This window comes from Microcoleus sp. Z1_A1 (genome assembly GCF_036700305.1).
Classification (GTDB): domain Bacteria; phylum Cyanobacteriota; class Cyanobacteriia; order Cyanobacteriales; family Microcoleaceae; genus Microcoleus.
Map to the genome: position 1 here is coordinate 140445 of NZ_JAUBOR010000007.1, position 21334 is coordinate 161778.

Genomic DNA, 21334 nt, shown 5'->3' on the forward strand with positions numbered 1-21334 from the left:
CTATCTCGTGAAGACACCAAAAGCAAGTGGTGTAGTAAAAATCATCTGTTCGCTCATCGACCGCCCCTCACCTTCCGACACATAAAGTCATCGGTTTGGTTCGGGGCGGCTCTCTTCGCTCACGCCAATTCCTCCCGACGCTCACCTGGGTACAGGTAGAGCGCGGGACTCCTTTGGGTTTAGTTGAACCCAGATTGGGATTCAACTGATTACACAGCCAAAGTGCAATATGAAAAATAAGCTGATGCCACTGATGGATAAGCTACTAACGCGCAAACGCTCCATCATTGAGACGATTATCGACCAACTAAAAAACTTCTCTCAGATTGAGCATTCTCACCCGTCGCAGTCCGGTCAATTTCTTAGTCAACTTGGTCTGTGGATTGATTGCCTATTGCCTTCATCCTAAAAAGCCTTCTCTCAATATCGATGCCTTTTTTCTCCCTTCTGCTTAACCCGAACTCAGGTTAATCTACTCTTTGTGGAACAGGTCGGAAAGCCTGTTCAGCGAGAATGGTGCAAGATGTGAGTTCTTTGTAGCCCAAGTTATCCTCTCCCTTGTCTCCCAATTCCCTTAGACGATGTAGGGAGAGTTTATAGGATCGGCCCGCTTTGTGGCTACCAGAGTTTGGTAGATGAGGGCGGATATCTCGCCACGGGTGATGTCGTGGGCGGGGGAAAGCTTTTCGCGCGCGGGATAGTTGACCACGATTTTACGCTCTGTGGCGGTTGCTATCTCGTCGGTGGCAAAACTGGGAATCTGAGATCGATCGACATAAACGCTCAAAGAATTGGGGTTGCCGCCGCCCAACTGCAAGCCGTTTACCAAAGATACGATCGCCTGAACTCTAGTCAAATTCTGCTCCGGGCGAAACGTGCTGTCTGGATATCCAGCCAAAAACCCAGCTCGATTAGCTTGGTCGATCGCTCCCTTGGCCCAAAAATCCCCCGCCACATCCTTAAAAACCGTCGCCTCACGGCGCGGCACCAATTCAAACGCCTTCGCCAACATCGCCGCATACTGAGCTCTAGTTACAATCTCGTAAGGTTGAAAAGTGCCGTTGGGAAACCCGCTAACAATATTCATCTTTGCCAAGCGATCGATAAAATCCTTAGCCCAATGCGTGCTGATGTCGCTAAATTTTAGCCCTCCAGGAGTCGGAGTTGGCGTCACATTTCCCAAATCAAATAAACCTTTCACCCGCGAAGAATTGAGCTGATTTCCCACCGCAGAAATCTTAACCCCAGTCGCATTTTGCAAGTCGAATTCGCCGTTATTCTGAAAGATATTGCCGCCCAAATCTTTAGCATTCCCCATATCTGGCAGGGACTTTTCCTCCGCAGTCAAACCGTATTCCGTATTTTTTTCAATGCGATTATTGCGTAAAATCGGCTGAGATTCTCCTGCTAAAACTATACCGGAGCGATTTTCCAAAATTTGGTTATCAGCAATCAAAGGAGCCGACTGAGCTTCCAGAGAAATGCCGAAATCCGTCTTTTGAAAAATATTGCGCCGTATTACTCCCTTAGCAGTTCCCGCCATAATCACCCCAGCCGCAGAGTTTGCCATAAATATGTTGTCGAGAATCGCAGGATTAGCGCTACCCGTGGCAAAAACGCCTCCGCGCTTACAAAGTGTGAAAGTGCAGTTAGCCACAGTCGGAGAAGTTGACTCAATCCAGACTCCCGTGCCGCGACTATCGAGATTCGTAACAGTTACTCCCCGCAATTGGGAATTACTTGCTAGCAGTATGGTGATATTTTTGCCCGCAGCGGTGGGACTGACAAATTTGCCGCTGCCTTGAATTAGAATGCCTCTACCTTTGTTAGTTTCATTGCCAATAACTTTTACTCCCGATGGAATTTCCAAGGGGAATTTTTCACCACTAGCAGCGCTGTAAGTTCCCGGTGATAACTGAATCGTAGTTCCCGATGCAGCGCGACTGACGATCGCGCGGGCTATAGTTTTGAATGGAGCCGATTGAGTGCCGGCCGCGGAATCGCTGCCTGTTAGCGGGTTGACGTAAAGTGTTGTCATGTTTTTGTTGAATAGATAATTGGCGATCGAGCTTTTGTGCAATTTTCATTGTCTGTGAACTTGACCCCGAATCTATATTCAGCTTTGATTGCGGGGGTTATTTAATTGCACGATATCTGCAATATTACCAATTAGGAGTTGCAACCACAGAGGGATTCCCCCTACAAAAGACTGTATTTCTCGTTCCCAGCAACAGCAGAACCAGACTTATTTAAGAAGTGCCGGATATAGGGATGCTATTTTTTCCAGATGTTGCCAAAACCACTAAAATTTCGATCGCCTCCACCGGAAAATCGAAGGTTTTGCTGTCATATTATGTCCGGTAGATTCCCTCCGCTTCGCTTCGCCCAAAATCAGGTAGGGGCGGGTAAACCTGCCAATATCTGCCAATAATTGACAATCTCAAAAACCCGCCCCGGCTGGGATATTATGGTCAATCGATCGGACATGATATCATGTACGATCCATCGAGATTCCCTGCCCAAAAACCTTAACCGCTTCAGCCAAATCAGTTTCACCCATTAAAATGCAGCGTCTTAGCAAATCGATATCCAGCGTTTCCAATCCTGACAGTTGACTCTGAATTACTTGCTCGTAGCCATCTTCCCGGAGATGATAAAGCCGCAGCGTGCCATCTTCCCAAAACCAGATTTCAGGCACGCCCAAAGCTCGATATTTTGGCAACTTGCTCAGTCCACCGCTAGTATAAACCACCTCGATCGACAAATCGGGAATCAACTTAGGTTCTCCCAAACAAAACGATTTGTCTGCTTGAGTAGAAGCTTCTGGCGTCTTCTCCTGCGTCATTGAACCAGAAGGGTAAAACTTAATACCTTGTTGCAGCAGAAAAGTAGTCACCAAGTAACCAATGATTTCCGAAAAATTTTCGTGTTGGAATCCCGGCATCAGAATCTCAATCGCCCCTGCAAAAAAAGACAACTTTATGCCAGGGGAATCTTCCGAAACCTTCTGGATTAACTTGAATTGCTCCCAAGTGCCGTTGAGAACCACTCGCCCATCGAGAGTTTCCCGATCGAGAACTTGTGTCATTGACCCGCACCATTATCTCCTATTGGCATTATAACTGAGATGTTGGCACCATTCTCAATTATTTGTTTAGGAACAGGCCGGAAAGCCTGTTCCTAAAATTCACTCTTTGTGGAACAGGCCGGAAAGCCTGTTCTTGAGAATGGTGCAATATGTGAGTTATAACGCATTGGGCGATCGCTCCTACAGAATATCCATGCAGCAATTGTAGCTTCAAAATCCGAACAGTTATCTCTAGTTCCCAGGCTCTTCCTAAGAACACATATCCCAAGGCTCTGCCTCGCCTTAACTCCCAGCCTATTTCACAATACAAGACGCATCCAAAACCACTAGAATTTCATTCTGAAAAACCGCACAACTTGTCATTGCTGAAGCTAAGGCGGGAATTTTCCCTTGTTCGAGAGAAAGGCTCGCCTCCGGTATAGAATCAAATTGATTTAGCCAGCCATCATCCTTTATATACTGAAGACTCAAAGCATTGCGATCTATCATCCAAAAATCAACTCCATATTGATTGATAAAATTTTGCAATACAGCTCGATCGGGAGTGTATTGAGCGCGAATTAAATCGTTAAGTCGCTGCAGATATCTGCTGTAGTAGCCTTTCTGATACGGCACTGCATATTCTTTTGCCACCAGAACCGAACGCTGACTAAAGGTTGGCAAATGATCCGTATCGGTGGCGATCGAAGCAATCAATATATCTTTAGGTTGTTGCTCAAAAAATTTGTACAAAGCTGGCATTTTACCTTCTACATACCCGACAGTTGGGAATTTTTTGACCAAGGCGGGATAAAGGACAACGGCGATAGCGATTGTCGCTGTCGTAATTAGTGCCACGATATTTTTTAAATGAAATATTGTTGCTGTTTTTGATGCCCAATGACCGACTCCATCGATAATTAAAGTGAGGGCGATCGCAGTTATTAAAACAACAATAAATCGCAAGCTGTAAGCTGTATATCTACCTGGTTGATACAGCTTGAAAATGGTAGCGTGAGCCGCAAAAAACATCGCAGATGATGCTAGAAATAGCTGAAGCAAAAGCCAGATTTTGCTTTGAATCTGATTTGCTAAGGGAAAAACCGATCGCAAAAATAGCAGCAGCGGAAATAACAGCGCGACACAGTGAGTTACAGGCGTAAACAGCGACTTGGGAAACATCCCGCTACCCCGCCCTGTCAGCCAATAATCTACCGGATTTGGACGAAAAAAAGCATTTCTGCCACCTGGTGCAAATTCGGCCATTTGCTTCGCTTCTGCTGCGGTATAAGTTGGGCCAAATTCAGAGTTATCTAAAGCATAGGGCAGCATTACTAAAAATATTAATCCCAAACCTGTACTGCAAAATAGGTAATTTGTGCGATCGCCCGACAAACGCAAACCGCCGTTTTTCCAGCATAGCAGGCGCAAAACTAAAATTCCGGCAGCAACCAAGGCGTAAGGAGGATAGAATAGTCCGATCAGCGCGATCGCCCCCAAACAAGGCAGCAACGAACTGCGCGACAAATAATATAAAAAAGCCAGAAATATCGGATAGATAAAAGCTCTTGGCGTTGTGGAAGCCAAATCATCAGTCATCCACATATGCTGATTTAACAGCAAAGATGCAATAAATCCAGTCATCGGCACTGGCAACATTTCTAGGCAAAGACCAAAACAGTAATAGGTGGAGATTAAGCCGAGAAATAGTGGCAATATTTTGTGAAATAATAGCGGGTGAATGCCAACTGTTGCTGCTAATTTGTAGAGCGTGCTGTATCCTGCGGGGGCGACAGATTGAAAATAATTAGCAATGAAATCGTTGGGGAATAATTCAGGATCGACAAACCGCATCATCCAGAAAACGTGCTGCCTCGCATCGTCTTGCACCATATACTCGGCGCTAAAGACTTGCTTGAGTCCTAAAACAGCATAAACTGTGGCAAATGTCAAGCTCAGAGTCAACCAAAATATTGTGTGCGATCGGGATGTGCGATCGACTGTAGCAGTCAGAAATTTGTGCAACCGAGCTATTAATACCATTTTAGATTTGAGATTTGAGATTTGAGAATTGGGAATGACTGATTTTGACAAGTAGGATTATATTATGCCAGGTCAATTACCCCTAATAAAAAGTGTTTGCCGTAAGGACTTTAGTCCTCACGACAAACCGCTTTATTTTCAACATCGCCCGATTTTAGATTATTTTCCAGCCCGCACGCCCGCAATTTTAAGGCGAATCCGATAAAGACTTGTACTTCCGGTAATATAAAGCGTTTTGCGATCGCTTTCTCCCCAAGCCAAATTAGTCGCCGTCTCAGGTACAGAAATCTTCCCCAAAAGCTTGCCATCCGGCGAAAAGATCCACACTCCCCCCGGCCCGGTGCTGTAAACATTCCCCTCTACATCAACTTTTAAACCGTCGGGTACTCCCCTTTGACTGGCATCTTTTAACTCCGCAAAAAGCTGCTGGTTAGTAACAGTTCCGTCCGGTTTTACATCGAAAACAGCAATGTATCCCGCTTCCGAATTGTTGACATAAAGTTTTTGCTCGTCTGGTGAAAAGGCGATGCCATTCGGCAGCACCAAATCCTTAACCAGCAGAGTTAATTTTCCGTCGGGTGCCAGTCGGTAAACACCGTAAAAGCCCAATTCTTCCTGCTCTTTACTAACACCGTAGGACGGATCGGTAAAATAAATACTGCCATCGGATTTAACAACTAAATCGTTCGGACTGTTGAGCCGCTTACCCTCGTATCTATCCGCCAAGGTGATAACTTTTCCGTCCTTTTCTGTACGGGAGACGCGGCGATTTTCGTGTTCGCCAGTAAGTAAGCGGTTTTCTTTGTCTAAAGTATTCCCGTTGGCTTTTCCCGAAGGGCGGCGAAATACCTCAACTTGCTGATTTGAGCCAAATTTATAGATAATATTGGCGGGAATATCGCTGAACAGCAAAAAGCCGTCTGGATGCCAAATCGGGCCTTCTATAAATTGGAAATTGCTAGCTAGTTTTTCTAGTTTGGCGCTGTCATCGAGAATACTTTGCATGGTATTTTTTGTGTTCTGGTTTTCCGTTTGAGCGGTCATTTTTGTGAAGTTTCCGCTAACTATTTCGCTAGGACTGCTGACTGCTAAAGTTAATACCATCAACAACAAACTAATTGTAGCAATTTTGATTGTCATGTTTGCTCATAAATAAATTATTTCCTTCCCGCCATAAGATTAACTATCTCCTTCTTTACTTCTTCCTTTCTTCTTTCTTTTCTCCAAGAGCGCTATCGCGCCCCTTCGCTAACAAATCTAAAGCGGTTCGTAAACTCACTCTTTTGTCCAGCAAAAAAGATGATTGAGAGCGGTATTAAATTTAATAGTACCGTATGGATCAAAAAAAATAAGCTCTAAAATGCGAGCTTAATTATATTTAACTTAAAAGGTTTTACCTGTCAACTGTTAAGCTGGAAATGAAACAAATAGCGCCGCAATACCAAGAACGATCGCACCGATACCCATCACAAAAGACCAGAAGCGGTGATAACTGTTAACCACCGTACCGCTATCGCTTTCAAGCTGAATCAAATCCATCCAAGGTGCAACACCCCGGCGGAACCAACCCAAAGTCCTAACATCCATCCCAATCAAACTTTCAACCCGTTTCATGCCAAACATAAAATTACCAATTGGCCCAAAACGAGAAGCATAGCGCAGATAAATCATTCCCGTTCTATCTTGCAATTTCAGATCGGAACCGAAGGTATAACCCGCATCGCCGCGACCAATTAATTCGCCTTGTAGTTGCGCCGGTTGACCCCGCAAAGGACTTGCGTAAGGGTCAGACATTAAGGTTAAAACATCCAAATGTTCTGCTTGTTGGTAATTCGGGAACATCACCAGAGTTTTGAGCAAAATTCCTGCACCCAAACCGATCAAAGGACAAGCAACCATCATCATCGGGTTTACAGCATACAGGGAAATGCCGATCGCAAAACCCACCGCTAAGCCCAGAGTTTCTGCACTGTACAGCAGCAAATCGAACACAAAATTGCCGTACAATCTCCGCTTGCTCAAATCGTTGCCTTCGCCGACAATTCGCCCCATGTCAAACTCAATATCTAAGCCTAATTGTTCGGCATAAGTGCTCAAAGCGCGAACTCGTTTACCAGTCAGCGGGTGAGTCGAGTTCAACTCCATCCACCAACCCCACGGATTAAACATATCCCACAAAAACACTCGCCCAATCTTTGCTGGTTCCGAAGAAATCCTGTAAGCAGTGCCAGTAGAGGTGGCAGCTTTGGCATCGTAAATGCCTAAAGCGCGAGTTCCTTCTAATAAGCTGCTGGGTTCTGTTGCTCTTTGTCCTTCTTCCAAAATACCGTAAGCAATTTTTACCAAAGCGCGGGACAAAGCATTGGGATTTCCGGTTGTTTCGGCAGCAAAATGGTCGGCAAAATATTCTCGCGTCCGCGACAAATACAGCAATAAATAAGTGCCAGCGATGTAAAACAAATAAGCAACAGCAGCTACCGTACCGGCCGCATCTTTAGCTTTTTCCCCACCACTTCGACCCATCCTTTGAGTTGTAGTGTAAATTAAATAAGTAATCTGCACCAAAGTCGAAGCTAAAGTCATTACTGCAAAGTCCCAGTGGACGATGTGACCGAGTTCGTGGGCGTAAACAGTGGCAATTTCCTCGTCGTCTAAATAGGTAAAAAGACCTTGACTGACGACTAACCGAGCGCTGTTGGGAAATGAACCGTAAGTAAAAGCAGTAGGGTTTTGGTCGTCGATAATTCCTAAACGCGGACAAGAGAGTTTTTTCTGCTTGCAAACCTTCTTAATAACTTTAGCTGTTTCTGGACTTAGGCTTTCAATTTCTGCTAGGGAAACCCAGCGAGTATGGTATAACCAATTTTGGCTTAAGTCCATCAAGTAAGGTGATAGGAAAAAGGCAGCGATGTTAAAAATCAGAGTTATGGGAAGTGCGATCGCCAATCCGGCGACTGGATCGGGACTGCTGAGAATCAAAACTGAGGCTAAGGATAGCGCTAACACCATACCAAACAGCAGGCTGATGGTGACGCCGGAAGCTAAAACGAGATTTCCCCCAGTTTTCTGTATCAGTTTAACGCCGGCTTTGGCTGCTCGCCCTGCCTTGCGTAAAGGGGCATGAGATGACATAATAATCTCCAAAGGTTATTGACAAAAGGAAATGACCGTGGGATTTTATCTATACTTCACTGTTTTAACCTGTTAATGCGGATTACTGTCAGGGGTCTCAACAAAAATATAGAATTTTCTCTAGAATTGTTAAAACTGAAAACCGCCCCGAAATTTATTTGTGCGGATTCAATTCCCAACTCAAAATTCAAAACCCAACACTCAAAACTATTTAAAAGTTACTGCCATGTCTATTATTGAAATTGCCCAAAAAACGCGCGGATCTGCTAGAAAATTGGCAGTTTTGTCCGCTGAAGCCAAAAATCAAGCTATTGAAGCTATTGCGAAAGCTTTAGAAGCTGCTGCGCCGGATATTGTGGCGGCGAATGCTGCTGACTGCAAGGCGGCTGAGGCTGATGGAATTGCGAAACCGCTGTACGATCGCCTCAAGTTGGATGAGAGCAAGTTGAAAAGTGCGATCGCGGGCGTGCGAGATGTTGCGAAACTCCCAGATCCGATCGGTGTCGTGCAAATCCACCGTGAATTGGATACAGGATTAATTCTGAAGCGCATCACCTGTCCTTTGGGCGTTTTAGGCATTATTTTTGAAGCGCGCCCAGAGGCGTTAATTCAGATAGTATCATTGGCAATAAAATCTGGAAATGGCGTCATTCTCAAAGGTGGCAAAGAAGCAGTCCGTTCCTGCGAAATCTTGACAAAAGTGATACATCAAGCATTAGCAGAAACTGCGGTTAATCCAGAAGTCGTGCAGTTGCTAACCACGCGGGAAGAAACAATCGAACTGCTCAAAATGGATGAATATGTAGATCTGATTATTCCCAGAGGTTCTAACTCTTTCGTGCGGTTCGTGCAGGAAAACACCCGAATTCCAGTGTTGGGACACGCCGACGGAATTTGTCATTTGTACGCAGACAAAGCGGCGGATATTCAGAAAGCAGTAGAGATTTCTGTAGATGCAAAAACCCAGTATCCCGCCGCCTGCAATGCCATTGAAACTTTGTTAGTTCACAGGGCGATCGCCCCCAAATTCCTGCCCGCAGTTGCCGAAGCTTTGCAGCAGAAAAAAGTCGAATTGCGGGGAGACGAAAAAACTCGCGCCCTCCTCGAAAATATTGCCGAAGCCAATGAAACAGATTGGTATACAGAATACAGCGATTTGATTTTGTCAATCAAAATAGTAGATTCTGTGGAAGAGGCAATTAATCACATTAATACTTACGGTTCCAGACACACAGATGTCATTGTCACCGAAGACAGCGAAGTCGCCGAAACATTTTTAAATGGAGTCGATGCTGCCGGAGTTTATCACAATTGTTCAACTAGATTTGCCGACGGTTTCCGCTACGGTTTCGGTGCAGAAGTGGGGATTAGCACGCAGCAAATGCCACCTCGCGGGCCTGTTGGTTTAGAGGGGTTAATTACCTATAAGTATCGAGTTGTTGGAAATGGCCATATTGCGGCTAGTTATGTAGGGAAAGATGCTAAGGAATTTACACATCGGGATTTGTAAATCCTCGATAGCCGATCAAACCCGACAATAAAAAAGCCTGTAGGGGCGGGTTTTACCAACAATATTTGATGTTCACGAACAATTTATATAAACCCGCCCCTAGACAGCCGATAATCCAAATTAACCTGATGTTCGATCGCAGGCGAAAAATGTAGATTTAGATTTGCCGCCCAAGTGGGGGCGGGTTTATTATATTTTTGGTTGATAACATAGATGGTTGGTAAAACCCGCCCCTACGATATCCTGTAGATACTGAATCTTAACCAAAGTGTCGCTTCTCCTTCATCCATCCCAAAAAAAGCGATCGCCCTTCCTTCCCTCGCATTCAAACAAACTTAGCTACAATAAGCTATACTGTGCTCGGCGACTCCCCACATCGAACAATTTGCCGTGGTTTATGTCTAACTCCTCCCTCCTCACCCCAGGTTCAACTCTAGAAAAACGCTACCGCATCCTCCGCGAATTGGGCCGCGGTGGCTTTGGGCGCACTTATCTCGCCGAAGATATCAACCGCTACAACGAACATTGCGTGCTCAAAGAGTTTTCTCCGGTGGTGCACAGCCCGAAAGCCGCCGAATTGTTCGATCGCGAAGCGAGTATGCTTTACCACCTCCAACACCCGCAAATTCCCCGGTTTCGAGAACTCCTGCGAACCGATTTGGCTGGGAATCCATCTTTATTTTTAGTCCAAGATTATATCAAAGGTCAAACCTACGAAGAAATATTGATATCGCGCCAGCAGCAAGGTAAAAATTTTAGCGAAGCTGAAGTTACTCAACTGCTATTTCAGCTTTTACCAGTTTTAGAATACATCCACTCAAAAAATTTAATTCACCGCGATATTTCCCCGGATAATATTATTCAGCATGATGCTGACAAACTACCATTTTTAATTGATTTCGGTTCAGTCAAACAAATTGCAGCCAATGCCGTACTTCAGTTTAACGGACAATCGGATACGGCGATCGGCAAACAGGGTTATTCCCCAGCCGAACAAATGCGACTGGGGAAAGTTTCTGCCGCTAGCGATTTGTATGCTTTAGCCGTCACGGCTTTGGTACTGCTAAGCGGCAAAAAGCCTCAAAAATTGTACGATATCAATCATAAAACTTGGGATTGGCGATCGCACGTCAGTGTCAGCCCTAATTTAGCCACGGTATTGGATCGGATGTTATCAGAACAACCGGGCGATCGCTACCAATCCGCAAAAGCAGTCCGCGAAGCACTCAAAGATCCAAAACTCTCTCAAATTGGCAGTATAATTTCCCAAATGGTGACAATGAACTTTGTCGGCCGCCCTTTCAAAAACGCCACTCAAACTGCTACTAGCAATCATACTCCTGTTCACCAAACTCCTCAAGTTGTTAACCACAACAGCACATTCAAGTTAATTCCTTGGAAAACCCTAGGGAGTTTAAGTGTGATTTTGGTACCGGGAATTTTAGCTTTTAGTGTAGTCAAATCTGGTTTCACATTGCCCAAGTTGCCGGATTTACCTAAATTTTCTTCGCGCCAACCGCCTCCCGATACATCTTTAGAGGAAGCAGAGATAATTCGTCAAGAAAAGATTGGGAAACGACGCAAAAATCTCAACATTGAGCAAGATATATTCTATCAAAAAGTTGATGAATTATATTACAATAAATATCCTGAATTCCAAGGTCGTACCTTGACAGAAAAGCCAGAAGATGCTGAAATTAGGCGGAAATGGTATGAAGTTGCTGAGGATTTATTGGACAAGTTGGAGAAAGGAGGACGGTTGTGAAATTTAAGATAGAATAAGAGTGATTGAACCGCAGAGGGCGCAGAGGGCGCAGAGGGAAGAGGAAGAGGGCAAAGGGCAAAAAAAGAGAGGGAAGAGAAAGAGAACTTTATCTGGTTTAATACAAATTGGTATAGAACAACGCACTTTTAGTTTATTGCAAAATGGATTCTATTCAACTTACAGGAATTCGCTGTTACGGATATACGGGCTATCTGCCGGAAGAGCAAGTTTTGGGGCAGTGGTTTGAAGTGGATGTTACTCTCTGGCTGGATTTATCGCAAGCTGGAAAAAGTGATGATATTCAACATACTCTTGATTACCGCAGCGCAATTACTCTGATTCAAAAGCTAGTCAAAGAGTCGAAGTTTTTATTAATCGAACGCCTAGCAGATACTATTGTTCAAGCGCTTTTACAACTACCGTTAGTCGAAAAAGTTAAACTACAACTCTCGAAACCTGCTGCCCCCATCCCTGATTTCGGGGGTAGAATTACTCTAGAAATTACTAGAAGTCATTAGTCCTTAGTCCTTAGTCCTTAGTCCTTAGTCCTTAGTCATCAGTCTTTAATCTGCATTAGTTTGTCGCTAATGACTGATGACTGATGACTGATGACTATTGATTAATTACCACTTCAGCAAGTTAAATTCTTCCATGTCTACTGTATTGCGGTTGCGATAAATCGCCAAAACAATGGCCAAACCCACCGCCGCTTCAGCCGCCGCTACCGTAACTACAAACACGGTAAATACTTGGCCCTTAATTTGTACGGGGTCGAGATAATTGGAGAAACCCATCAAATTGAGATTGACAGCATTCAGCATCAACTCGATCGACATCAACACGCGCACTGCATTTCTGCTGGTAATCAAACCGTAAATGCCAATACAGAAAAGTGCGGCGGCTAATAACAGGAAATACTGGAGTTGCAGTTGCATAAATTTTGCGATTTTGTCTCAATCTAAAGTTACTACAAAACTAACACTATGGTGCGCTCAGCGCACCATAATATTACTTAGATTCTGGCGAAGACACATCTCCGGCCGAAACTAATTCGCGAGGTCTTTCCGGCAAACTAAAAGCTGGTGTTTCAGATAGCTTGTTGGACAATTCATCTGGCAAGAAATCGCGGCGCGCCAAGACAATGGCTCCTACCATTGCCATTAACAAAAATACTGATGCTAACTCGAAAGGCAGCAAAAAGTCGGTGAAGAAATGTTTGGCGATTGTGACGATCGAACTTTCGGCCGGTGCTCCTGTCGTCGCGACAATAGTCCAAGGAGTAGACACCACCATCGTACCCAAAAGCGCAAACAAGCCTACGCAAACTACTGCTGTTGCTACTTGACGCACCCAAGCGTTGGGAATTGTGCGGAAATCTTCGCGCTTGTTCACCAACATAATCGCAAACAAAATCAAGACGTTAACAGCGCCCACATAAATCAATACCTGTGCTGCTGCTACAAAGTCGGCATTCAGCAACAGGTACAAGCCGGCAATGCTGGTAAATACGCCGCACAGCAAAAAGGCTGAGTAAACGATATTTGAGAACAGCACTACTCCTAGTGCTCCTGCAATCATCATTACGGACAATATTCCAAATGAAACAATTTGAACCCCTTCAGCTAGATTCACAATTTTTTATCCTCAATTATTAGTGTTCTATTGTTCGTTTTTACTCATTAGTTAGCAGTCATTAATAATTGGTTATTTCACTAATGACTGATGACTGCTGACTAATGACTAATGACTTACTTTTCGATAATTTCCTCTGGACGCAGACCGGCGCGGCGATCGGTGTAGGAAACTTCATGGGGGTCGATCGCACCTTTCGGCAAATAAGCGAATTCCCGCATCGGTGTCACCATCGGGTCATCTGTAACCTTGTAGGGCAAACGTCCCAGGGCCACGTTGTCATAATTCAATTCGTGACGTTCGTAGGCGGCTAACTCATACTCTTCTGTCATGGACAAACAATTAGTCGGACAATATTCTACGCAGTTGCCGCAGAAGATACACACTCCGAAATCGATACTGTAGTGCTTGAGTTGCTTCTTCTTAGTTTCTTTGTTAAATTCCCAATCCACTACAGGTAAGTTGATCGGACACACCCGAACGCAAACTTCGCAGGAGATGCACTTGTCAAATTCAAAGTGAATTCTGCCCCGGAAACGTTCGGAAGGAATTAATTTCTCGTAAGGATACTGCACCGTAATCGGGCGGCGTCTCATGTGGTCAAAAGTAACAGATAGCCCTTGACCGATATACTTAGCAGCTTGAAGAGTCTCTTTGGCGTATTCGCCTACTTGATTGAGGAATTTTAGCATCGTGTTCTCTCTCTGTACTTGAGTTTTTGGTAATTGCTAATTGATAATAGGTCATGAGAGTTAACAGCTACTCTAGGTTAGCTATTATCTGTTCTGTTACCTATTACGAATTAACCGCCAAAAGCAAAGGGAAAGGCAAGCTTCAAAGCTGCGGTCAACAGCAAATTAACTAAAGCAACGGGAAGTAAAAACTTCCATCCCAAATTTAGCAATTGGTCGATCCGAACTCGCGGCAGAGTCCAGCGGAGCAGAACAGCCAGAAACAAGAAAAAGTAGGCTTTCAGCATGGTCATTGTAATGCCCAGCAAGCCGGTAATTACCTGCAACCAAGGAGTCGTTTCGCTCAATCCTAGGGCATTTGTCAGGACTCCGACAGGAATCGGGGACTCCCAGCCGCCGAGGTACAAAACTGCTACTAACAGGCAAGAAAGGACGAGGTTAACGTAGGAAGCGATATAGTACAAAGCAAATTTCATGCCTGTGTACTCAGTCTGATATCCTGCTACCAATTCTTCTTCTGCTTCTGGAAGGTCAAAGGGTAAACGTTCGCATTCTGCTAGTGCTGCGATCCAGAAAATCAGGAAACCTGCTGGTTGCCGCCAGATATTCCAGCCGAGAATGCCGTAGCCGGCTTGCTGGTGTACGATGTCGATCGTACTGAGGCTATTGGACATCATTACAACTGCCAATACTGCCAAAGCTAGGGGAATTTCGTAGCTGAGGGATTGAGCGGCGGCTCTGAGTCCTCCGAGGAGGGCGTATTTGTTGTTTGAAGCATAGCCGGACATCAGCAAGCCGATCGGCTGAATGCTAGAAAGAGCAATCCACAGAAATATTGCTGTCCCCATATCGGCGATCAGCATATGCTCTCCGAAGGGCACGATTAAGTAGGAGAGAAAAACTGGAATCACCACAATTACCGGGCCTAGGGTAAATAGCAGCGCGTCAGCTTTTGCGGGTACGATGTCTTCTTTGAAGACCAACTTCAAACCATCAGCAACGGGTGCTAGCACTCCCAGAGGGCCGATGAATTCCGGGCCTACCCGCTGTTGAGCGGCGGCGGAAATTTTCCGTTCTAGCCAGACGCTAGTCAGTACCCCGAAGACGGCAGCGACAATCATCAGCAACATTGGCAGCGGTAGCCAAAGCACTTGGGCGATGTCCGCCGGTAAGCCCAAATTCATCAGGGCTTCTACAAAACTTCCTTGTAAGTCAATTCCTGGGTTCATTTTTCCAGCTTTTGAGCGCTCAGCATATAATTTTTCACCCGTCCTTTGTAGGAGTAGGCTTAGAAATCGGGGTCTTTGTAAAGATTTTTAATGCTTTACCGCCTAATAGTATATCGCCCGACAGGCTCCAAGAACGCACAGACAGGGTGAAGTTCTAATTATATGAGCCGGCAGCGTAGCTAATGGGTGGGTAACTTATGGTTGATGGTTGACTGTTGACGGTTGACTGTTGACGGTTGCAAGGCGGTGAGAACGCCAATTGAAAAACGACCAGCAAATATTTCAGTCCCCTCGCGGGGAAAAGGTAGAGCACTGCACGGATTTTGACACGGATACACGGATGAGTTGAGCTATCTGAGCCAAACAAAAGGGCCCAGAGTTAACTCTGAGCCCTTTTAATGCTATAAAGTGGCTTTCAAATGGCTTAAACCATTGATTTTACGTCACTTCTTTTATGGAACTGGGCAGAATCGAACTGCCGTCCAAAGCGGGTATTTACCTTCCGATCGTTCACAGGTTTATCCCCTCTAATCCTCGGGGCGGGAACCATCTTTATCCCAAATGGGGGGATTTTCTAGTGATTGCTTTCCTAGCTAGCCGACTAGAAACGTTTAGCTAGGGCATCCGTTGGGGGTTGTTATGCTACCTTTAACGGAGTGAGGTGGCATACACTCTAAACCAAGCTCAAGAAGTTTTTAGGCTACAGCTACGGCTTTGCGAGCGAAAGGAACGATGTTGTTCGCATTTACTATTTTTTTTGAGCCGATATTAACGAGAGTAGACTCCCTCTCGACCTGCATCACGGAGCAGCTTTCGCCACCCTGTCGAAACCATTACAGCCCCTCGTGCGTTCTCTAATTATAGACAATATTTCGTGTTGCGTCAACCGATTTTAGATTTTAGATTTTGGATTTTCGATTGGGGATTAAAGAAACCGGGTTTTTTGCGGTTTTTGTCTGCTTTAACGAAGTCTTGGAGCAAAAACCCGGTTTCTGACCACCCGTGCGTAATTCCTAATTAATGCAAATTTTCGTCCCAGACGCCGATGTAAATCCGATCGCGCTCATTGCGTTCGATCGTCCCTTCCAGCGAACCTTTCCTAAACGTAAAGCGATTACTCCGGCGCTGCTGCACGTCGCGGAATCCCTGCAAAATCTCCCGGTTTGCCCCGCCCACCATGCCGTTTAAGGCGGTTCGCACCACCAAATCGTCCACAGACTGAGCAAAAGAACCCTCTGTTTGTACTAGCTGGGCCGAATCGCGATCGTAAATGTAACCCAGAGTAATCCGATTTGGCAATATTTCGTAAAGTGCGGTGCGAGTATTTGGCCAATAGCCCCGCGCTTGAGAGTCAGTGGGTTCTCCCAATTCGGCTAAAATCTGACTTTCCGGCGTACCAACCGCATACCCAGGGATTGTGGGAGTCTTCTGATAATTGGTTCCCGGTTGTTCGCTGGGTGCGGGCGATCGATCGGGCGGCAACTCTTTGTCAACAAGTTTTTCTGTTGGTGTGGGTTCGACAGCATCGGGAGAAGGCGCTGGTGTTGGCGCTGGGGCCGGTGTTGGAGTTTCAACAGCAGGCGCTGGATTTTCAGCAGCAGGCGCTGGAGTTTCAGCAGCAGGCGGCGGAGTTTCTCTCGGAGTCGGCGAGAAAGGCGTTGGTGTCGGCGCGGGAATTGGTGCGGGGTTCACGCGCGCGTCTGGATCTGCAGGGGCCGAAGTGCGATCGTCCTGGGCCACCGGTGCGGGTTCCGAAGACGGCCGGTTGAGGAAAACCCTAGCAATACCGACAAAACCTGCCACAATAAGTGCGATCGTCACGAACCCCAAAATCCACCAAACCTTGCGGCTGCCTTGCCCAGAAGACACCACAGCAGGCGCTGTTCTGGAACCCGCAGGCGACTGAGGCCCGTGTCCCGGCATCACCGCCACCGTCGGCCCGGTGCTCGGCGACGCTGCACCATGAGGCTGCCCATGCAGCAGCGACAGCCACTCATCGACGCTAGCAGGGCGATTTTGAGCTTCTACTGTCATCCCCCGCATCACTGCAGAACTGACAGCCGCACTTAGCTGAGGCCGCAAGTCGCGGGGTGAAGGCATCGGCTGACTGGTACGCAAAATTGCAGCCACCGGCACCTGTGCTGTCAGTAAAGTGTAAAGCGTCGCCGCCATACCGTAAACATCTGTGGCGGGCGTATATTTTCCTTGGGCGAAATACTGTTCTGGGGGCGCGTAGCCGTCGGACACCATATTAGTGTGACTTTGGGTTGCACCGGGAGTAAACTCGCGGGCAATTCCAAAATCTATCAGCACAACTTCTTGGGTGTTTTGGCGCAGCAGAATGTTTTGCGGCTTGACATCTCGGTGCAGCAAACCCTTTTGATGAACAACTTTTAAAGCAGCGCCAATTTGAGTGATGTAGAGAATTGCGAGATTTTCTGGTAGCGGATTATTTGAACCGACTACATCGCCCAAATTCTGACCCGGAACGTAGTCCATCACCATGTAAGGCTGCCCGTCTTCCACAAAGAAATCGCTGACGCGGACAATATTCGGATGAACGCAGGAAGCCAACCGCCTCGCTTCGTCTTGAAACTTGCGATCGAACTCAGCAAAATTGGGTTGCTGCCGCAGAGATTCGTTGAGGGTTTTTATGACTACAGGCTGTCCTAAATAGCGGTGATTTGCCCTGAAAGTTATTCCAAAGCCGCCGCGGCCCAATTCTTGTTCGAGGGTGTACTTTCCACCCTGTAAAGTTTTGCCGATTAGCGCATCCATAGGTTCAGGCGATCGCGTACCAGAGAATATGGCTGATTATGGCACGTATGGTGGGCTAAGTTACCAGTCTAAAGGGCGATCGAGAAGTGCGATCGGCGTTGCCAGTCCTTCCCGAATCGATTCCCGCATCCCTGGCACTGAGAGAAGATACAGTGTCTCCTGCACAGATGCCCAGTCAGATTCAGATAATAACACTGCATTGCTAGTCTGTCCTGCAATCACAATAGGTTGGTGTGACTGACTCACCGCATCGATCAACTGCTGCAACTGCTTTTGGGCTTCATTGATTGGAATCATAATCTTCCACTTTTCTAAATACGCTTTTCTCGATGATGTGGCGTGGCTGTAGACACTCCCTTAATTATGAGCGATCGTTCCCTTTCTGGCTTCTATATCCATTTTATTTTAAGGTTAGGTCAAGACTTTCTATTTGTTTCTGTGTGTCGGGGTGCACCTGAATATTCAATTGCTCAATTTGTTCTCGCAGATAACCCTCAGAAATGATTACATCGTCCCATTCTTGCGAATAGTAAATCAAGCTCTCACCCCAAAAATCCTGAACTATATAATCTAAAACTTCCAAAGCAAATTTTAATGTCTCTGTGGAAGCTTCGCAATCAGGAGCGGCAGAAAAATGGACAATGATGTTTCGCAGATAGCCAAATTTTTGATATCTATCTAATTCCTTGATTCTATAACCAGTTGTCGCCCAAAGAACTTCAGGTAACTCTGAATAAATTAAAGTTCGACCGTACTTAAAGAGTTCCTTGATACTCAATACATCCTTAGTAGTATTTGATTTAGGGTAGGACTTGAAGATTAAAAGCGGATGCTCTTCAGCAATGCGTGCCTTGATAAGTATTTCTGCTCCATGTGCTGCATGAACTACCGACAACATATGAGCAAAAGGCCTCGTGATCTCGCTAAATGTTGCATCATAAATAGCTCTCCCAAGAATATGAAGCCCAAATTCTTTCATGTGCTGTGATACTTGTTTTGTCTCAGGATTCATCTAATCTACTCCGTAACGCTAGTTAACTCACGATCGCTGATTGACATCTTGAGCCGCCATCATTGCATTGATATGGGTAAAGATACGATCTAATTCCCCAATGGCATCGAGTTCGGCTGCCTCTTCTGCTATTAGTCGATCGTCCTTCTTCTTCTCTAACAAATTTTCCATACGCTGTGGCAGCGATTCACTAAATTTGAACAACTTCCACCGATCGACTTTTTCAATGCAAATCTCATGGATTAATGAGGAGGGTTTGTTGAGAATTGAAACCATTGTAGGCTCCCAGCTTCGGGCTTTAGGTAGTGACTAGATTATAGCTTTTGCAGTCCTGGACGCACCATATCCAAATTCCGGGGCAACCACGGGGGGATTGCCCCTACTTTCACACCATATAGGTCGGCTCACACCGCAGTACAATCCACTATCGAAATGCTGTTCTCGGAACCCTGGCGAGTTGGTAAGCGCCCCGACTGTCCAACAATTGATATTGATTTGGCTGCAATCCTAATTCCACAAATTTCTCTGGATATCCCAGCAACAAAATAGAGGGAGAATTTGGGTTTTTAGATTCCTTAATGTAGTCGATCGCCCTTCTGACAGCTCGGTAGTAAGTCACCGGCCCTTCGGTATAAAAAACCAGACTTGGTTTCCAGAAACCAACCATAATAAACTCTTCCCCCGGCAGTTTTTGTTGAACCGCAACCTGCGCTAACTGTCTCAGAGGTAGCTGGCGGTTGATATCAACCAATTTGTAGGCGGGAGTAAGACCAAAGATGATAAATGCTACTAACCCGATGAAGTTAGCAACCAAAATCCAGCGCTGTTGCCGCTGCCAAAGTAAAAGTGCGATCGCCACGGCTGTAATTATCCAAATCGTACCGCCGACAATCAGCAATCCCGACTGCTGAATTGCTTGGGGAAAATTCGGCATAGCCGGGTCGTCTCCGAGCCAGTTGTAGCAGTAGAAAGTTGCTCCGGCTATAATCAGTAAAAATATGACATTGAAAATGTATGTAACTAACAGCCCTCGCGGTAAAGAATTAGGTTTTTTTTCTAACTTTGCCCGCCTATTTTCTGGTTCGTTGCCTGCAATAATATCGCTCCACAGCAGCGTTACCAAAATCGCAGCGGCGGGGATTAAAGGCAATACATAACTGGGCAATTTGGTCACGGCGATCGTAAAAAAGCCAAAGATGCAGACGAACCAAAATAGGGCAAATAAACTCAACTGAGCCGATCGCGGTTGACGACGCCAGTAACTGCGCTGCCAAAAACGGGTGCGGGCGATCGCCACCGGCAAATAAATCGACCAAGGTGCAAAACCAACTAGCACTACAAAAAAGTAAAAATACCAAGGCGCGGAGTGCTTGTTGACTACTCCAGTAAAACGCTGGAAATTGTGATAGCCAAAAAAGCTGTCAATATAAGTTTGACCGTTGTCTAAAATAACCAAAATGTACCAAGGCAAGGCGATCGCCAGAATAATCAAGATTCCCGACACCGGACGCATTTCGCGCCAAAGTTGCCAAAAATTTCCCAAATAAAGCCCGAAGCAGCCAACAATCAGCGCTGGCAAGACAATTCCCACAGGCCCCTTAGCCAGAATTGCTAAGGCAATTAGTACGTAAAAAGTCAGATACCACTTATTGGGAAATCGGGAAGCGGAAACAGTGGAAAATTCGGCTTTTTCTCTCTGTTCTTCTAGAGTGTAACCGAGAAAAAATGCGAATAGTGCCGAACACATACAACTAACTAATAGCATATCTGAAACGCCAGTCCGTCCCCAGGCAATAGTTTGGGGATTTAAAGCTATTAGGGCAGCACCAATCCAAGGAGTAGAAAGAAAGAGGGGAAGACGACGAGTTTTGAGTTTTGAGTTGTTATTCTCTGTTTCTTCTTCCGGCTTCCATCGGACTTCTTCCTTATTCCTGACATCCGTTACATCCGTTACAGAATCCGTTGCCGAACTTCCTCCTTCCTTCGATAGGGTATAAAATCCGAGGCAAGTCAGACCGATCGCACACAAGGCCGAGGGAAGACGCACGGCCCATTCGTTAACACCCAGCGTGCGGTAAGCCACCGCCATCAGCCAGTAAATCAACGGTGGCTTGTCAAACCTCGTTTCGCCGTTGAAATAAGGAGTGATCCAATCCCCTGTCAGCGTCATTTGACGGGCGGCTTCGGCAAACAACGGTTCGGTTTCGTCAACTAAACCGATGTTGCCGAGATTCCACAAGAAACCTACCCAGGCGATCGCGCACAGCCATAAAAGCGACAGCAGCTTTGGTGCGATCCTCTTCGAGGGCTTTCCTTCGGATCGCTTCGCTAACGCTAACGGGCGCTTCCTAAACTCTGACAAATTTTTAATAACTTCCTTCACGCAAACTTCCTGCGATTTTAGATTTTAAATTTTAGCTCGCATAGAGAGTCTACCGAAAGATTCGCATTCTCGAAACTCCCCATTCGATCGA

General features: G+C 45.9%; 17 protein-coding genes, 1 other RNA gene and 1 pseudogene. 4 read left to right on the plus strand and 15 right to left on the minus strand.

Annotated elements, in window-relative coordinates; translation table 11 throughout:
- Positions 1-196: 196 nt before the first annotated feature.
- A pseudogene (locus QT973_RS06855) lies at positions 197-455 on the plus strand (transposase); the annotation flags it as partial.
- Positions 456-574: 119 nt separating this feature from the next.
- Here the strand turns inward: QT973_RS06855 and QT973_RS06860 are convergent.
- The 5 genes from QT973_RS06860 to QT973_RS06880 all read right to left on the minus strand — a co-directional run bounded on the left by QT973_RS06860 (position 575) and on the right by QT973_RS06880 (position 8242).
- Entirely contained in the window at positions 575-2038 is a 1464-nt protein-coding gene (locus QT973_RS06860; protein WP_333390997.1) for a DUF1565 domain-containing protein, read from the minus strand.
- A 453-nt stretch (positions 2039-2491) separates the two neighbouring features.
- The gene (locus tag QT973_RS06865) at positions 2492-3088 is read right to left on the minus strand and encodes a Uma2 family endonuclease (RefSeq protein WP_333210236.1); all 597 of its coding nucleotides are present in this window, start codon (positions 3086-3088) and stop codon (positions 2492-2494) included.
- 294 nt (positions 3089-3382) lie between these two features.
- Positions 3383-5110, minus strand: a complete 1728-nt coding sequence (locus QT973_RS06870) for a hypothetical protein (RefSeq protein ID WP_333210238.1) — start codon at positions 5108-5110, stop codon at positions 3383-3385.
- Between the two features lie 159 nt (positions 5111-5269).
- The gene (locus QT973_RS06875) at positions 5270-6250 is read right to left on the minus strand and encodes an SMP-30/gluconolactonase/LRE family protein (protein WP_333210240.1); all 981 of its coding nucleotides are present in this window, start codon (positions 6248-6250) and stop codon (positions 5270-5272) included.
- A gap of 267 nt (positions 6251-6517) precedes the next feature.
- Positions 6518-8242 (minus strand): zinc metalloprotease HtpX, encoded by a 1725-nt coding sequence (locus QT973_RS06880; protein ID WP_333057049.1) that lies wholly within the window; start codon positions 8240-8242, stop codon positions 6518-6520.
- Between the two features lie 226 nt (positions 8243-8468).
- Here QT973_RS06880 and QT973_RS06885 point away from each other — a divergent pair, with 226 nt between their 5' ends.
- The 3 genes from QT973_RS06885 to folB all read left to right on the plus strand — a co-directional run bounded on the left by QT973_RS06885 (position 8469) and on the right by folB (position 12035).
- Positions 8469-9752, plus strand: coding sequence for a glutamate-5-semialdehyde dehydrogenase (locus QT973_RS06885; RefSeq protein ID WP_333339863.1), 1284 nt, complete (start codon positions 8469-8471; stop codon positions 9750-9752).
- A 397-nt stretch (positions 9753-10149) separates the two neighbouring features.
- Positions 10150-11517: a serine/threonine-protein kinase gene (locus tag QT973_RS06890; RefSeq protein ID WP_333272913.1), complete on the plus strand. Its 1368-nt coding sequence runs from the start codon at positions 10150-10152 to the stop codon at positions 11515-11517.
- 161 nt (positions 11518-11678) lie between these two features.
- Complete coding sequence (folB, locus tag QT973_RS06895) at positions 11679-12035, plus strand: dihydroneopterin aldolase (RefSeq protein WP_333057046.1); 357 nt, start codon at positions 11679-11681, stop codon at positions 12033-12035.
- Positions 12036-12140: 105 nt separating this feature from the next.
- On the opposite strand, the gene nuoK is transcribed toward folB, so the two are convergent.
- The 10 genes from nuoK to QT973_RS06945 all read right to left on the minus strand — a co-directional run bounded on the left by nuoK (position 12141) and on the right by QT973_RS06945 (position 21243).
- On the minus strand, positions 12141-12446 hold the full coding sequence (nuoK, locus tag QT973_RS06900; RefSeq protein WP_228042566.1) for an NADH-quinone oxidoreductase subunit NuoK: 306 nt from the start codon (positions 12444-12446) through the stop codon (positions 12141-12143).
- A gap of 79 nt (positions 12447-12525) precedes the next feature.
- Entirely contained in the window at positions 12526-13149 is a 624-nt protein-coding gene (locus tag QT973_RS06905; RefSeq protein WP_333057044.1) for an NADH-quinone oxidoreductase subunit J, read from the minus strand.
- 116 nt (positions 13150-13265) lie between these two features.
- On the minus strand, positions 13266-13841 hold the full coding sequence (gene ndhI, locus QT973_RS06910) for an NAD(P)H-quinone oxidoreductase subunit I (RefSeq protein ID WP_193975265.1): 576 nt from the start codon (positions 13839-13841) through the stop codon (positions 13266-13268).
- A 110-nt stretch (positions 13842-13951) separates the two neighbouring features.
- Entirely contained in the window at positions 13952-15070 is a 1119-nt protein-coding gene (gene nuoH, locus QT973_RS06915) for an NADH-quinone oxidoreductase subunit NuoH (RefSeq protein WP_333057040.1), read from the minus strand.
- Positions 15071-15522: 452 nt separating this feature from the next.
- Positions 15523-15913: a transfer-messenger RNA gene (gene ssrA, locus QT973_RS06920) on the minus strand.
- A gap of 174 nt (positions 15914-16087) precedes the next feature.
- The gene (locus QT973_RS06925) at positions 16088-17848 is read right to left on the minus strand and encodes a serine/threonine-protein kinase (protein WP_333391001.1); all 1761 of its coding nucleotides are present in this window, start codon (positions 17846-17848) and stop codon (positions 16088-16090) included.
- Between the two features lie 60 nt (positions 17849-17908).
- Complete coding sequence (locus QT973_RS06930) at positions 17909-18145, minus strand: type II toxin-antitoxin system Phd/YefM family antitoxin (RefSeq protein WP_333391003.1); 237 nt, start codon at positions 18143-18145, stop codon at positions 17909-17911.
- Positions 18146-18248: 103 nt separating this feature from the next.
- Positions 18249-18860 (minus strand): hypothetical protein, encoded by a 612-nt coding sequence (locus QT973_RS06935; RefSeq protein ID WP_333232970.1) that lies wholly within the window; start codon positions 18858-18860, stop codon positions 18249-18251.
- A gap of 27 nt (positions 18861-18887) precedes the next feature.
- On the minus strand, positions 18888-19136 hold the full coding sequence (locus QT973_RS06940) for a hypothetical protein (RefSeq protein WP_333210248.1): 249 nt from the start codon (positions 19134-19136) through the stop codon (positions 18888-18890).
- Positions 19137-19284: 148 nt separating this feature from the next.
- Entirely contained in the window at positions 19285-21243 is a 1959-nt protein-coding gene (locus QT973_RS06945) for a glycosyltransferase family 39 protein (protein WP_333391006.1), read from the minus strand.
- Positions 21244-21334 lie beyond the last annotated feature (91 nt).